Below are 15,714 nucleotides of genomic sequence, written 5' to 3'. Positions count from 1 at the left end.
TTTGTGAAGTCTTTCACAATACAAACTGATAATAAACAATCCTAATAACTCAAAAAGGGTGATATCCATGACAAACTTTAAAGGAAAAGTCGCTTTAATAGGAACTGGATTTGTAGGATCAAGTTATGCCTTTGCACTGTTGAATCAAGGAGCTGCCAGGGAACTTGTGCTGATTGATATGAATAAAGAAAAAGCCGAGGGAGATGCCCGCGACCTGAACCATGGTCTTCCCTTCTCTTCCCCTATGAAGATTTGGGCCGGCGATTACATTGACTGCAGAGACGCTGATCTTGTGGTCATTACGGCTGGTGCAAATCAAGCCCCTGGCGAAACCCGTTTAGATCTTGTCGATAAAAATATAAATATATTTAAAAGCATTGTAAACGAAGTGATGAAAAGCGGATTTGACGGGATTTTTCTCGTCGCGACTAATCCGGTCGATATACTGACGTATGCAACATGGCATTTTTCAGGACTGCCCAAAGAACGTGTCATCGGCTCTGGAACAATTTTGGATACTGCCCGCCTTCGTTATCTGTTGGGAGATCATTTTGATGTAGATGCCCGTAATGTCCATGCATATATCATGGGAGAACACGGAGATACCGAATTCCCTGTTTGGAGCCATGCCACAATCGGAGCCAGTCCGCTACGGGAAATGATTAATATGGATTCTCTTCAAACTCAAAGAGAACTGGAAGAAATTTTCGTGAATGTGCGTGATGCAGCCTATCACATCATCGAAAGAAAAGGTGCCACTTATTATGGAATTGCAATGGGGCTGGTAAGGATCACGAAAGCGATTTTTAACAATGAAAACAGTATTTTGACTGTTTCTGCCTTATTGGAAGGAGAATATGACATGGATGAACTATATATTGGTGTTCCAGCGATCATTAACCGTGGTGGGATACGAAAAGTGATTGAATTGCCACTGCACGAAAAAGAAAGAGAACATTTTGCCCATTCAGCAAATACATTGAAAGACGTCATCGATAAAGCGTTTCAACGGTAGCCTTCTATCCAAACCGCGCCTGCTTTGAGCAGGTACCCGGATATGCCCCTCTGCATATAGTGAAAATGACTATATTTGAGAGGGGTATTTTTTTATGTATTATTATCGTCAAATGCACTTCCCAGGATTTCCTCCTCCCGGCCAAGGCGGTCAAGGATTCCCTTCATTCCCGCCAGGCGGTGGCGGTCAGGGATTCCCAGGTTTCCCGCCAGGAGGGGGCGGCCAAGGATTCCCTGGATTTCCTTCATCACCGCCTGGTACGGGGCAGGGGCAAGGCCAGGGACAGATGCAAGCACCAACAGGCCCACCGCCTTCCTTTACGCCATCACAGTCTTCAGCCCAAACACTTACGACAAGTAGTCAAGGAACCACCACATTCGCAGTCGACCCCGGGGCCATACAGGGATGCCTGTACCGTTATACCTATATCTGGATGAGAGGCGGACAGCAGTTCTGGTTCTATCCTGTCTTCGTTGGACGCCGTTCCATTTCCGGATTCAGATGGACCGGTTTCACTTGGGTGTATTTCGGAACAGACTTGCGGAGAATCCGTTCCTTTCAGTGTTTTTAGGTGATGTCCATGTATTATCAACAACCCTACAGAAACCAGGCAGAAAAGAAAAGCAACCGGACCGTCACGGTAACTGGAGAAAAAACAATTGATGTCCAACCTGATTTAGCTATTGCGCAGATCGGGGCTGTAACCAGTGATAAGGAATTAACTAAAGCACAGCGGAAAAATAACGAGGTCAGCACAGCTGTCTTAAATTCCTTCAAACAAAACGGCATTGCTGAAAAGGATATTCAAACTTCCACATATCAGATATATCCGCAATATGACTATATTGATGGCAAACAGGTTTTTAAAGGTTATGAAGTCAGGCAGGTCTTTTCAGTAAAAATAAGAGAAATAGATAAAATCGGAGAAGTCATTGATGATGCTGTCGGGAATGGGGCGAATATCATCGAGCGGGTGGAATTTGCCATAGCGGAACCACAGATCCATTATCAGAAAGCCCTGTCAAAAGCCTATGAAGATGCCTTAAAAAAAGCACAGGTTCTTGCACGGTCGGCCGGTACTACATTGAATCCGATGCCGCTTGAAATCAATGAAGACAGTAGCATTCCCATGATCCCAAGGCCTGCTAAAGCTTATGTACTCGCAGCAGAAAGCACAGCCCCCCTCCAGCCCGGGGAAGTAGGAATCCTTGCGCGTTTGACAGTTAAATATAAATTGATGCAATAGAAAGAGCACCCTAACATAAAAAAAGGATTTCCCCGTTGGAGGAAATCCTTTTTGTTAATCAATCATATTGGAGGATTTTTTATAACAGCTTTCCATCGCGGATAATACAGAAGCACGGAATCCTGTTTTCTCCAAGGTGCTGACGGCTTCAATGGTCACTCCACCCGGGGAACAGACCGCATCCTTCAATTCTCCCGGATGAGTTTCGGTTTCGAGTACCATCTTGGCAGCCCCTAAAACAGCCTGAGCAGCCATTTTATAGGCCTTATCCCTTGAGATGCCCTGTTTGACGGCCCCATCTGCAAGAGCTTCTATGAACATGAATACATATGCCGGAGAAGATCCGCTTACTGCCGGGACGGCATCCATCAAATTTTCTTCAAGCACCTCAGCCTTGCCAAAGCTCTCGAATAGCATAAGGACCTCTTCCAATTCAGCATCTGTCACATTTTCATTCGGACATAAAGCACTCATCCCTTCGCCCACCAAGGATGGTGTGTTAGGCATTGTGCGAACGATTTTAACCTGAGTACCAAACTGTTCAGCCAACGTGTGCAGCGTCACACCAGCAGCGATTGTAATGACGATGGCGTCCTTTTGGATATGTTCTCTCACTTCCTCAATGACACCGGCATACTGATCCGGTTTTACCGCAAGAAAAAGATAGTCCGCTGAAGCCGCAACCTCCTTGTTATCCCTTGTGGTTCGGATATTGTATTCATGATTGATACTGGTGATTGTTTTTTCTGTCAGGGCGCTTGCCATGATATTGCCAGCATGTGCAATTCCTGATGTAAGCAGGCCTCCAAGAATAGCTTTTGCCATGTTCCCGCTCCCAATAAAGCCTATATTCTTTTCCATATGGTCACATCCTGTGCTAAATAAAATACTATTGCTACAGTATTACAACAAGCCCGCTATTTCAAGAAAAAGCAAAGATGGATGCAAAAATTAAAGCCGAACCAAGGGCGATTCCCAAAGCTATCAGCCATTCTTTTAACCGGAAATGCCGAAGGAAAATAAAATTAATCATGAAAAATAACGCCAGGCCCGCAAGTATACTCCAGAATGGATGAATGGCTATTCCGGAAACCATCTCCAAGATCAGCCACACATAAATATATAGATAGACAGATAAAATTCCGATGAAGACATTGGCAATCGCGAACATCACCTTTTTGGCAGAAGACATCACCATCACCCCAGATTTAAGTGTTGTTATTATTCATCTTCCCGCAAGGTGCTTATTCACTCTTTACATGACCCAAAATCTTTTCATAGTCCACACTAACCATTGGCTCATCTTGTAGCAAACGTGCTTTGATCCCCTTCACCGCTCCCTCTTCCCACTCCGATAAGTGGCTCATGTCAAACTTCTTGTGGAAGACCGAATAAAGGATGATATCCCGGAGCTTTAAGAACAGGGGAATTCTTTTGATCCACACTTCCTCAAGAGTGTTTTCTCTGAAATACCCTTTCAAAAAATGAGTGAGAAACTCTTCTCCAAAAACAGAACGTTCCTGGAGGCTTTTACTGCCCACCTTCGCCCACGTCGAGTAGTACAGAGGGATCGCAATGTCACTGGCAAACCAATGGTAGGAACTGTCATCAAAGTCAAAAACGTGGATTTCCCCTTCATGGCAGAAGAAATTGCCTGAATGAATATCAGAGTGTATTAGTCCGTATTCATCTTTCTCCGTAGGCAAAGAAAGAAGCTTTCCCATTAATTCCTTCCCCTCTAATGCTATACCAGCATCCTCTTTTGGGAGATAGCTGCTCATATTTTTTAATAGATCGTCTTCATACCAATGTTCCCTTGCTATATGAGCCTGCTTGTAATTTTTTGTGACCCTGTGCATTTTCCCAATCGTTCTTCCCCATTCTTCATAAAGAAGAGGGTTCATCATATCGGATTTCACACTGACTGGAACTCCAGGAGCTTTATCAAACAGGCAAACGTAGAAGGCTGATCCGCCTGCTGGTATCTCTTCTACAAGATTGCCTTCATTAGAATGACTGACAAGTGAGACATTCACTCCTTGAGAATGCAGATAGTTGACCCATTCCAACTCGGCCTCTACCTGCTCTTTATTTCGGTGTGAGCTATGCGTCAGGCGGAGTATGTAAGGTGTATTGCCTTTATGAATCTCGTAAACATAATTTTCAAAGTCACCAAGCTTTTTGGCGTTTGAACTATCACCGCCATAAAACTCAGCAGCTCTCCTTAGAATATCTTCGTTAAATAATTCCTCAACCCACTTTTCCATTCTCAACCCCCATAAGTTATTTCATTAATACATTCGCTAGACAGACCCATTTCCCTTCAAGCGCTTTAGCCCTTTAAACCACTAAGAGGGACAGTCCCTCTTAGTGGTTTAAAGGGCTAAAGCAAAATAAAAGACAGGTTTCCCTGTCTTTTATGCGTACATCTTATTTTCTTCTTTTTTGAAGAAGCTCCTCATAGCATGGAATACATCTGCTTTTTGCTTCAAAATGAAGTGCCTGAATTGTTCATCTTTGATGTTTTTGTATGCACTCATCAAAGTGGAATGGCGATTATACTGGTTGACTTCTCCGTAACCGAACATATTTGAGACCTTCATCAGTTCTTCTACCAGTTTTACACACCTGACATTGTCTGAGGTTAAGTTGTCGCCATCTGAAAAATGGAATGGATAAATATTATATCTTGTAGGCTGATACTTCGTTTCAATGAGTTCCAATGCTTTTCGGTAAGCCGATGAACAAATCGTTCCGCCGCTTTCTCCCCTTGAGAAGAAGTGCTCTTCTGATACGACTTTGGCTTCGGTATGGTGGGCAATGAACTCTATCTCCACCGTTTCATACTTGGTACGGAGAAAACGGGTCATCCAGAAGAAGAAACTCCTCGCCATGTATTTTTCCCATACTCCCATACTTCCACTTGTGTCCATCATCGCAAGTACGACCGCTTTTGACTCTGGTTTCAAAACTTCATTCCATGTCCTGAATTTCAAATCTTCCTGATAAATCGGGTGAAAGCTCGGTTTTCCGCTTATTGCATTTCTTTTAAAAGCTGTCATCATCGTTTTTTTCTTATCAATGTTGCCCATCAATCCAGTTTTACGGATATCATTGAATTCTATATTCTCCACCGTTTGGATATCTTGTTCTTTCTTCTTCAAGTTGGGCAGTTCCAGTTGGCTGAACAGTGCCTCTTCAATCTCCATCATAGAAACTTCCGCTTCATAGTAATCTTCTCCAGCCTGATCCCCTGCGCCTTGGCCTTTACCAGGACCTTTTTGCTGTGAGCCGTCTCGAGCTACCACATCTCCAACCTGACTGTCTCCCTGTCCTTGACCAACGTGTTTATTCTTATCATGATTATAGCGGATTTTGTATTCATCCAATGATCGTATCGGAATCTTCACAACGTCTCGGCCGTTTGACATAATGATATTTTCCTCGGAGATTAAATCTGGCAGATTGTTTTTTATGGCATCTTGAACTTTTTCCTGATGCCTCTGCTGATCATCATAGCCTTTGCGGTGGAGGGACCAGTCTTCCTTTGAAATCACAAACTGATGATTATCCAATTGACTCATTCTATTTCCCCTCCTTATTTAATTTTTTCACAAAGATACAACTGTTTGCATATACTGTCTCGAGTGCTGAAAATAAAAAGCAGCAGTGGTAAAACAATTGCTGATTACTCTATACTATGCAGAACCGGCAATAAATTTACAAATAATTTCGACAATTGTACGTTCACCTATTAAATGGACAAGCCTCTATTTCATTTATTATCAGGTGTGTATAAATAAGTATTAACGGGGCCGTCTGCTTATGAGTAAAAATGGGAAGAAAATGAAAAATGGGCGGCTAAACATTTCTGGATCATCAGTGCTTTGCAGTCTCTTCAGTAGATTTATGACTATCTGTTTTGACTCTTAAACTCATGTCCACTAAACGACTCGCACGAATCGCCCTCGCTGCCTCTTTTACTCCACTCCGCCCTAGTTGTGCTAATCTTCATCTTGTCGCTTCCAAGGATGATGCTCTAATTGAGATTGTTTTCATGCATCATTTTTCACGGCGTCCCAGATTGATGCCCTAATTCCTCTTGTTTTCCTACATCATTTTTCACACCAGCCTGGAATGATGTCCTAATTCCACTTGCTTTCATACATCATTTTTCACGGCGGCCCAGAATGATGCCCTAATTCCGATTGTTTTCCTACATCATTTTTCACGGCAGCCCAGAATGATGCCCTAATTTCGATTGCTTTCCTACATCATTTTTCACGGCGGCCCAGAATGATGTCCTAATTCCGCTTGTTTTCACACATCATATATCACGGCGGCCCAGAATGATGCCCCAATTCCGCTTGTTTTCCTACATCATTTATCACGGTGGCCCAGAATGATGCTCTAATTCCGATTGTTTTCCTACATCATTTTTCACGGCAGCCCAGAATGATGCCCTAATTCCGATTGTTTCACACATCATTTTTCACGGCGGCCCAGAATGATGTCCTAATTCCGCTTGTTTTCATACATCATTTATTGCGGTTGCCCAGGATGTTGTCCTAATTCCACTTGTTTTCAAACATCATTTATCACACCGGCCCAGAATGATGCCCTAATTCCTCTTGTTTCCCTACATCATTTTTCACAGCAGCCTAAAATGATGCCCTAATTCCGCTTGTTTTCACACATCATATATCACGGCGATCCAGGATGATGCCCTAATTCCGTTCGGTTTCATCCAGCATCTATTAATCTCCAGGCATGACAAAAAATGTAGTTGTTTTACAATACGTTATAAAAATGCTAAAGGGACAAATAAATAGAAAGCCGGCAGCCCCATAATAAGGCTGCCAGCTCTTTCTTTGAATGTGATTATCGGTTTAACAGGCTTCCAACGTACTTTAACAAGTCATTGGCTGAAGTCGAATTATAACCGTATTCGTCAATCAATCTTGCAACCACTTCATTGACCTTTTTCAGCTGTTGTTCATCAGGAGTTTTGGATGAAGTTGTGATTTTGACGACGTCCTTAAGATCGGCAAACAGCTTCTTCTGGATGGCTTCTCTCAAGCGGTCGTGAGAGTTATAGTCAAATCTTTTCCCTTTACGTGCATATGCTGAAATGCGGATTAGAATCTCTTCACGGAATGCTTTTTTCGCATTTTCAGAGATACCGATCTGCTCTTCAATCGAGCGCATTAGTTTTTCGTCAGGGTTAATTTCTTCACCCGTCAGCGGGTCACGCAGCTTCGCCTTATTACAGTATGCTTCTACGTTATCCAGGTAATTGTCCATAAGCGTTTTCGCAGATTCTTCATAGGAGTACACAAACGCTTTTTGGACTTCTTTCTTGGCGATATCATCATATTCTTTCCGGGCAACGGAAATAAAGTTCAGGTATTTCTCCCTTAATTCCTGGGTAATCGATGGATGTTGATCCAGCCCTTCTTTTAGCGAACGAAGGACATCCAGGGCGTTGATTGATGACATTTCTTTGCGGATGATTGTAGAAGAGATACGGTTGATGACATAACGCGGATCGATTCCGCTCATCCCTTCATCCTGATACTCTTTTTTCATCTCCTCGACATCGGCAGAGTTGAAGCCTTCGACGCTTTCTCCATCATACAACCTCATCTTCTTTATTAAATCAATGTCACCGCGTTTCGGTTCCTTCAGACGAGTCAGGATTGTAAACATGGCGGCAACCCTTAATGTATGTGGGGCAATATGAACACCCGACACATCGCTCTCACTGATCATTTTTTCATAAATCTTTTCTTCCTGAGTCACTTTAAGGTTATATGGAACTGGCATGACGATGATCCTCGAGTGTAATGCCTCATTTTTCTTATTCGAAATAAAGGATCTATACTCTGTTTCATTCGTGTGAGCGACGACCAGCTCATCAGCGGAAATCAAGGCGAACCTTCCTGCTTTGAAGTTTCCTTCCTGTGTTAAAGACAGCAAATGCCACAGAAACTTCTCATCACACTTGAGCATTTCCTGGAATTCCATGAGGCCGCGGTTCGCCTTATTTAGTTCTCCATCAAATCGATAGGCACGTGGATCTGATTCTGAACCATATTCAGCTATGGTTGAGAAATCGATGCTTCCCGTCAAATCGGCAATATCCTGTGATTTTGGATCTGATGGACTGAATGTGCCGACACCGACCCGTTTGTCTTCGGAAAAGAAAATCCTTTCAACCAAAACATCTTCAATCCGCCCGCTGTACTCTTTCTCGACTCTCATCGTGTTCAACGGCGAAAGATTACCTTCTATCCTGATTCCATATTCGTCAAAGAAGTCCTCCCGCAAATGCTGTGGAATCAAATGCAGCGGATCTTCATGCATCGGACATCCTTTAATTGCGTAAATTGCACCCCGGTCTGTACGGGAATATGCTTCCAGCCCTCTCTTTAACATCGAAACCAATGTCGATTTACCACCACTGACAGGACCCATCAATAGCAGGATTCTTTTTCTGACATCGAGCCTTTTCGCAGCGGGATGAAAATATTCTTCAACCAGCCTCTCCAAAGCTTCCTCCAGCCCGAACAGCTGGTTGCTGAAGAATTTATATTTTCTTTTCCCATTAACTTCTTCTACCCCTGCATCTTGAATCATATTGAACACACGTGAATGTGCTGACTGAGCTACAATAGGTCTCTCTTTGATAATATCCAGATAATCTGCAAATGTACCTTCCCATTTCAACTTTTCTTCTTCAACACGATAGCCTTCAACCTTTTTTAAAATATCCATAAAGGACCTCCCCTGTCACTTGTTGAGAGCGATTATTATACTCTATGCCCTCAGATAGACAATCATGCTAAATAAAGAAAATTGTCCTGATGTTCGAAAAGTTTTCAAATATTACCCGAAAAAAATCGGCTTAACATTCACATAATCAGGGAAATAGGCTATACTAAGAGAAGGATTGACAACGAAACAACGATACGAGGAGGAATACATAGATATGGGTACAATTCTTATTTTGGGCGTATGTGCTGCATTCCTTACAGCGATCTTTACTGCCGGTTACGATAACAAGCCAGGTACAAACAAAGACTGATTTTAGAAAGAAAGCCCCCTGCCGACGATGGCAGGGGGCTTTTATGTTAAGTTCAACAGCTTTCAAACCGAGCTCATTTCAAGTCATACTTCTTTTTCTCAACAAACTCTTTCATATACATGCGCTTTTTGGCTGACAACATCCTTGCCATTTGAGCTGACCAAGTATCCGTCCTTTTTCCATTGGTTCGCTCTGAATAATACTCAGAAATGGTTGCATCATATTCTTCCAGTTCTTTTGCCACTGTTTCTTTATCAGACCTATATGCATTTTCATGGTAGACGTGGGACAGCGGTCTTCTCGGTTTGAGATCATTATCTTCATCAGGAGTCCCCACTGCCAGTCCGAATAAAGGAATAACTCTGTCCGGGATCTCCAGTACTTCACACACCGCATTTAAGTCATTTCGGATGCCGCCTATGTAACAGATTCCGAGGCCCATTGATTCGGCGGCGACACTAGCATTTTGTGCAGCAAGTGCAGCATCTATCACCGCAACCATGAATTTTTCCGTACTTTGGAGTGATTCGGTTACGTCTGCTTCTTCATTTTCCCCAATGACCTCGTGACGGTAAAGGTCTGCACAGAATACAAAGAAGTGGCCGTTTTCTTCCACATAGCTTTGATTACCGGCAATAGCAGCAAGCTCTGCTTTCTTTTTTGGATCCGTAACCCCGATGATCGTATAGGCCTGAATCATGCTGGAGGTCGATGCTGCCTGGGCACTCCTGACCAATGTTTCAATTTGTTCCCTCGTCAGTTCTTCATCCTTGAACTTCCTCACTGACTTATGGGATAAAATCGTCTCTATTGTTGAATTCATATATTAAAAACCTCCCAATATCTATTTTATCCTCTATGTTAAGGTTACACCTATCACAAGACAAATAAAAAGAACCGGGAACATCCCGTCCTTTTTTAGTTGCATGTAAATTTGTTAGAGGTGGCGAAAGCCAATTTCTGCTGTACTCAAAAGGCGGCGGGGCTTATTATCTCAATGACTTCATGAAGCCCGGTTGACTCTCTTTCAAAGTAACCGGAGCCGGGACCAGGCACCCTTACCTTTATCCATATTTCTTCTGGTGGTCTTTTTTCCGCTCAAGATAATCTTTATCCTCTCTCGCAAGCTTCCATTTTCCCATAAAGATGGCCGCTGATTCTGCCTTCTCCGGATCATTCTGCCTTTCGTTTATCTCGCCATTCCCGTCATATTTCTTCCCGCCTTTGTAATTCGTGTATCGGCGTGCTCGTGTATATCCCATCTGTAGAAATTTCCTGGCCATGTCCATGCCGACAAAATCGTCTTTCTCCTTATAATCGAGAAACATCTGATAAATTTTATCGGATGACTCCTCCGCTATTTCAGGGGTCTTGAATCGCCAATGCGGCAGGATTTCACTTTTGTAAGGCTCCACCAGCAGCACCCCTTGTTCTCCCCTGCCAACCCTGTACAATTCAGGATTTTTGCGAAAATCGATTTTTACAAAGTCCAAATCATAGTTAAAAGCCATGGCTATCATCCTTTTATGTGAGGTTTACCCTCGGTCTCCATTTTGTATGCCTCAAAAAACTATTCAGTGCTTCGGGTTCTTATTGATTCCTGTCCCTCTGCAGATGCATAGATGATATGTGAAGTTCCAAATGTTAACAAATGGCACAAATTCTCCTTTCCCCCGGCTGTTTCAGAGGTTGGGAGAGTCTCCTTATTTTAAAAATTTGTAATAAAAGCGATTTGTCCTCACTTTTCAAGTATAATGAACCATATTCCGATAATGCATACGATGTTTCTTGAAGAGAATCCTATACATAGGACGAAAAAACAAATAAAGAGGTTGAATAATGAGTAAAAAAAGTTTTGCGGATTATCATGTAAGTGAAGAGATACAAAGAGCACTAGCTGTTTTAAAATATGAAACGCCAACTGAAGTCCAAAATAAAGTCATTCCATCTGCATTGGAAAATCAAGATCTTGTCGTTAAAGCCCAAACAGGTAGCGGAAAGACTGCCGCCTTTGGCATCCCTGTTTCCGATATGATTGAATGGGAAGAGAAAAAGCCACAGGCATTAATCCTTACCCCAACCAGGGAGCTTGCGGTTCAAGTACGCGAAGATATCACGAATATCGGAAGGTTTAAACGCATTAAAGCAGTGGCCGTTTATGGAAAAGAACCTTTTTCAAAACAAAAGGATGAGCTAAAACAAAAAACTCATGTAGTCGTTGGTACGCCTGGCCGGGTCATGGACCACATTGAAAGAGAAACGTTAGACCTGAATCAAATCAAGTATCTTATCATTGATGAAGCAGATGAGATGCTTAATAGAGGTTTCATCGATGAAGTGGAAGCGATTATTAAAGAGCTGCCTTCAAATCGTGTAACAATGGTGTTTTCCGCTACCTTGCCTAAAGACGTTGAAAATCTTTGCCATAAATACATGAACAATCCTCTTCAGATTGAGATTGAATCAACCGGGGTGACAGCTGATACCATTGAACATTCCTTAATTGAAGTGAGAGAAGAAGAAAAAATCTCACTCCTTAAAGACATCACAGTAGTAGAAAATCCTGACAGCTGCCTGATTTTCTGCCGGACAAAGGAAAACGTGGATACAGTGTATTCTGAACTCGAAAAGGCCGGATATCCTTGTGAGAGACTCCATGGGGGGCTGGAACAAGAAGACAGATTCTCTGTTATGGAAGGATTCAAACTGGGGAACTTCCGCTATCTTGTGGCGACTGATGTAGCTGCAAGAGGGATTGATATTGATAATGTGACACTGGTCATCAACTATGATGTTCCCATGGAAAAAGAGAGCTACGTGCACCGTACCGGAAGAACCGGCCGTGCCGGAAATAAAGGAAAAGCCATTACATTATCAACTCCTTATGAAGGAAAATTCATCAAAGCAATTGAAAGATACATCGGCTTTGAACTACCTGCAGTAGAAGCTCCAAGCCATTCCGAAGTGGCTGCTGGAAAAGCTGCTTTCGAAGAAAAACTCAGCGGCAGACGCGTTGTAAGGAATAATAAAACCGCCCGCATCAATCAAGATATTATGAAACTCCATTTCACCGGAGGTAAAAAGAAGAAAATCCGCGCTGTTGATTTTGTCGGAACGATCGCAAAAATCCCTGGCGTCTCTGCAGATGATATAGGCATTATCACCATACATGATCAAATGTCTTATGTAGACATTCTGAATGGAAAGGGCTCCTTGGTTTTACAAGCCATGGAGAAGGCGACGGTCAAAGGTAAGAAGTTAAAAGTGAGTAAAGCAATTAAATAATAGATGGTATAGAAAATGCGATCCCCCCTTGTTTTAAATGATGAGGGGGGATATTTGCTTTTCTTTAGAATCATAAGGTTCAGAGAGCCAAAGCTACCTTACATGGCAACTTCTAATTATCCTTATTGAATTATAGTACGGTTCCCCTATCAACCAAAATAATAGGTTACCTAAGTGCGTCAGTTCTTGGCTACCCCTTCTAGGAGATCAATCCTCGAATTTGGAGCCGAAAGTGTCTTGAGAACCCTCCTCAAGGACATCAACTCACGAATTGGCAACCAAAAGTGTCTTGAGATCCTTCCTCAAGGACATCAACCACCGAATTGACAGCCGAGACTGCCTTGAGAAACTCCTTCAAGGACATCAACCACAGCACTGAGAGCCAAAACTGTCTTGAGAAAGCTTGACATCCTAAAGCAGATACACTCCACCTAAAGCGTAAATAAACCCAGCCTTTATGAAGAACAAAACAAATTAAGCAAAAAAAAGAACCAGACAACATCCAGTCCTTTTACAATTTTTTATTCAGTTGCAAGTAATCCTGCTGGCGCAACGCTTCATATACAAGAATTGCAGCCGTATTGGAAAGGTTAAGGGAGCGGGCATTGTTATTCATCGGAATTCTAAGGCAGCGATCCTTGTTGTTTTCGATGACTTCATCCGGAAGTCCGGTTGTCTCTCTTCCAAAGATGAAGTAATAATCCTTCTCCTTATTGCTGTAATCATAGCCGGAATGGACATTCTCACCGTATTTTGTGAGATAGTAAAATTCACCGCCTTCATTTTTTTCAAAGAATTCCTCAATGGAATCATAGTAGTTGATTTCTACAAACTGCCAGTAATCAAGTCCCGCTCTGCGCAGCATTTTATCGTCTGTTGAAAAACCTAAGGGTCTGATCAGATGAAGAGTCGTGTCAGTTGCTGCACATGTCCGTGCGATATTTCCGGTGTTTGCAGGAATCTCTGGTTGATATAGTACTACATGTATACCCACTATTCGTCACCTCGATAATAAACTCTATGTGACATTATACCACCGTTTGCTCCAAGGACAATAATTTAGTGATCATCTACAATTGTGAAGAACTTATATTTGATATCAGAAGTATACGCGGTTGAATCTTCATAACTCCAGTACCTTAGCCTGCTGTTTGTGGTGTGGGCATTGACCAACGGCATTCCATAGGCGTCCTTGGAAGTCACAATCGTATTATGATTGTATCGGCCGTCTCCTTCAAAGTCGTAACAGATTACATCCCCGAGCTTTAATTCTTCCGGGCCTGAGACTTCTTCCGCTCTCAGGCCGGAATTGGAAGAAGGAAGATATAGGCGAAGTGAATTGGCTACAGACCAGCTGTAACTCCAATTGTTGTCTCTCATCCACCAGCCTCTTCCACGGCCTGGATATCCTCTCATTGGCGCGTTGCCAGCATGAAGGCATTGAGAGATGAAGTTTGTACAATCGACTTCAAACTTTTTATAGGCGGGATTGTAACTGTTCCACCATTTTTCTGCATACTGAACAGCTTTTAACCGATCGTATTGATAGGCGATCCTTTCTTCTTCTTCCCCATCACGGAAGTTGATTTCAGGCTGTGACTGCTGGCTGTAGTCAACTGGAAGTTCATCATCACTGACAAGTTTGCCTTTGTAAAAGAAAGCCTCTCTTGGTTCAATTTCTTCTTCTATATGCATCAGGTTCTTTTGTTTGACCAAATATTTCAGGTGAAGCGTGTAATCTGCCCTGCTTCCACCTTCGACTCTTTCAACTTTTTCAATTCTTCCTGTTCCTTCGACTTTTACGATTTCTCCATTTCTTTTTCTCAGCAACTCATTCTTTCGTTGTAGTTTGTCAGACCCTTCACCATCTATGAAATTTGCTATTCTCTCCTCCAGTCTTGCTATCAGTTGCTTTCTCATCTTTTCAGCCTCCTTCTCTCATTAATACCTATGATGAATGGAAGCCCGGCAAAACTTATTTTTCGTCTGCACTATCTCCCCGAAAGCATTAAAAATATAAAGCCCGTTTTGCTGACCATCCGTCCCAATTTTGCATAATTTAATATATAAGGACAATGCGGGTGTAAAACCCGAGTGAAGAAGGGTAATGAAGGGAAAGGGCTGAATAGGTTGAAAGGAGGAATGCTTATCAAAATACTTCTCTCTTTGTTTCTCAGTTTTTCTGTGTTCTGTTTCCTGAATGGAATGACAGGATCCTTTGCCAGCGACAAGGGTAATGATACTTTAATTGTTGCTCACCGCGGTGCTTCTGCCTTAGCACCTGAAAACACTCTCTCTGCCTTTGATATGGCTGTCAACCTTGGCGCCGATTACATCGAGGTTGATGTTCAAATGACAAAGGACGGAAAACTTGTTGCCATGCATGATGTGACTGTTGACCGGACAACCAATGGAACAGGACGCATTAAGAACTTGACTTACGACGATTTGGCAGCTCTTGACGCCGGGAGCTGGTTCAGTCCAAGATTCAAAGGAGAAAAAGTTCCTACCCTTGAAACTATACTCGACCGGTATGAAGGACGAACTGGAATTCTGATTGAACTCAAACACCCCTCTATTTACCCTGATATCGAGGAAGAACTGGCTGAGCTTTTAACCAAAAGGTTGAAGGCGGGATATACACTATCCCCCATTATTGTCCAGTCGTTTGATAAACAGTCCATTCAGGAATTTCATCAACTGCTGCCTGTGATCCCTACTGGAATCATTATTGGAACTTCTGAATTCTCCTCAGGGGAAGACCTGTTTGCAATCGATGGATTCGCCTCCTTTATCAATCCTAAAGCAACCCTTGTAGATGCCAGCTTCATGCAGCAGGCTAAAGAACGAAACCTGAATGTCTTTACGTGGACAGTTTCTGATTCAAAAACTGCACAGAGCTTACGCAACCTCAATGTGAATGGAATCATCACAAATTATCCTGACGAACAATATTATTCATCCACCAGTTTACTTGAGAAAACCTCATTAATTATCAGTGCCATTACGTTTCTAGCCTTGCTTCTTTTTAAAAAGTGATTTTTGCTCATCATTCCCTCCGACAACACTAGTTCTCTTTCC

General features: G+C 42.6%; 14 protein-coding genes. 5 read left to right on the top strand and 9 right to left on the bottom strand.

Features of this window, described 5'->3' with window-relative positions; translation table 11 throughout:
* Positions 1 to 67: 67 nt before the first annotated feature.
* The 3 genes from BSG1_RS07475 (at position 68) to BSG1_RS07465 (ending at position 2,261) form a co-directional block, all read left to right on the top strand.
* Entirely contained in the window at positions 68 to 1,015 is a 948-nt protein-coding gene (locus tag BSG1_RS07475) for an L-lactate dehydrogenase (RefSeq protein ID WP_006836354.1), read from the top strand.
* Positions 1,016 to 1,109: 94 nt separating this feature from the next.
* The gene (locus BSG1_RS21320) at positions 1,110 to 1,586 is read left to right on the top strand and encodes a transporter (RefSeq protein ID WP_083802861.1); all 477 of its coding nucleotides are present in this window, start codon (positions 1,110 to 1,112) and stop codon (positions 1,584 to 1,586) included.
* 9 nt (positions 1,587 to 1,595) lie between these two features.
* On the top strand, positions 1,596 to 2,261 hold the full coding sequence (locus tag BSG1_RS07465; RefSeq protein WP_044022562.1) for an SIMPL domain-containing protein: 666 nt from the start codon (positions 1,596 to 1,598) through the stop codon (positions 2,259 to 2,261).
* 54 nt (positions 2,262 to 2,315) lie between these two features.
* Here the strand turns inward: BSG1_RS07465 and proC are convergent, their stop codons facing one another.
* The 7 genes from proC to BSG1_RS07430 form a co-directional block, all read right to left on the bottom strand.
* Entirely contained in the window at positions 2,316 to 3,122 is an 807-nt protein-coding gene (proC, locus tag BSG1_RS07460; protein ID WP_006836351.1) for a pyrroline-5-carboxylate reductase, read from the bottom strand.
* Positions 3,123 to 3,183: 61 nt separating this feature from the next.
* Entirely contained in the window at positions 3,184 to 3,453 is a 270-nt protein-coding gene (locus tag BSG1_RS07455; RefSeq protein ID WP_044022561.1) for a hypothetical protein, read from the bottom strand.
* 52 nt (positions 3,454 to 3,505) lie between these two features.
* Entirely contained in the window at positions 3,506 to 4,528 is a 1,023-nt protein-coding gene (locus tag BSG1_RS07450) for a phosphotransferase enzyme family protein (protein ID WP_006836349.1), read from the bottom strand.
* A 150-nt stretch (positions 4,529 to 4,678) separates the two neighbouring features.
* Positions 4,679 to 5,845: a sporulation protein YhbH gene (gene yhbH / locus BSG1_RS07445; protein ID WP_006836348.1), complete on the bottom strand. Its 1,167-nt coding sequence runs from the start codon at positions 5,843 to 5,845 to the stop codon at positions 4,679 to 4,681.
* A gap of 1,297 nt (positions 5,846 to 7,142) precedes the next feature.
* Entirely contained in the window at positions 7,143 to 9,038 is a 1,896-nt protein-coding gene (locus BSG1_RS07440; protein ID WP_006836347.1) for a PrkA family serine protein kinase, read from the bottom strand.
* 383 nt (positions 9,039 to 9,421) lie between these two features.
* Entirely contained in the window at positions 9,422 to 10,171 is a 750-nt protein-coding gene (nfsA, locus tag BSG1_RS07435) for an oxygen-insensitive NADPH nitroreductase (RefSeq protein ID WP_006836345.1), read from the bottom strand.
* 241 nt (positions 10,172 to 10,412) lie between these two features.
* Entirely contained in the window at positions 10,413 to 10,859 is a 447-nt protein-coding gene (locus BSG1_RS07430) for a DUF4385 domain-containing protein (RefSeq protein WP_044022560.1), read from the bottom strand.
* Between the two features lie 328 nt (positions 10,860 to 11,187).
* Between BSG1_RS07430 and BSG1_RS07425 the strand changes: the two genes are divergently transcribed.
* Positions 11,188 to 12,633, top strand: coding sequence for a DEAD/DEAH box helicase (locus BSG1_RS07425; RefSeq protein ID WP_006836343.1), 1,446 nt, complete (start codon positions 11,188 to 11,190; stop codon positions 12,631 to 12,633).
* Positions 12,634 to 13,144: 511 nt separating this feature from the next.
* Here BSG1_RS07425 and trmL read toward each other — a convergent pair.
* Positions 13,145 to 13,627 (bottom strand): tRNA (uridine(34)/cytosine(34)/5-carboxymethylaminomethyluridine(34)-2'-O)-methyltransferase TrmL, encoded by a 483-nt coding sequence (gene trmL / locus BSG1_RS07420; RefSeq protein WP_006836342.1) that lies wholly within the window; start codon positions 13,625 to 13,627, stop codon positions 13,145 to 13,147.
* A gap of 65 nt (positions 13,628 to 13,692) precedes the next feature.
* On the bottom strand, positions 13,693 to 14,553 hold the full coding sequence (locus BSG1_RS07415; protein WP_006836341.1) for an amidase domain-containing protein: 861 nt from the start codon (positions 14,551 to 14,553) through the stop codon (positions 13,693 to 13,695).
* 222 nt (positions 14,554 to 14,775) lie between these two features.
* Here BSG1_RS07415 and BSG1_RS07410 point away from each other — a divergent pair, with 222 nt between their 5' ends.
* Positions 14,776 to 15,672, top strand: a complete 897-nt coding sequence (locus BSG1_RS07410) for a glycerophosphodiester phosphodiesterase (RefSeq protein ID WP_156791430.1) — start codon at positions 14,776 to 14,778, stop codon at positions 15,670 to 15,672.
* The last annotated feature ends 42 nt before the right edge of the window (positions 15,673 to 15,714 follow it).

Origin of the sequence: Bacillus sp. SG-1, assembly GCF_000181495.1 — a bacterium.
In the GTDB taxonomy this organism is placed as follows: domain Bacteria; phylum Bacillota; class Bacilli; order Bacillales; family Bacillaceae_B; genus Rossellomorea.
The sequence above is the reverse complement of the archived record's forward strand: the minus strand, read 5'-3'. Positions and strand labels throughout refer to the sequence as shown.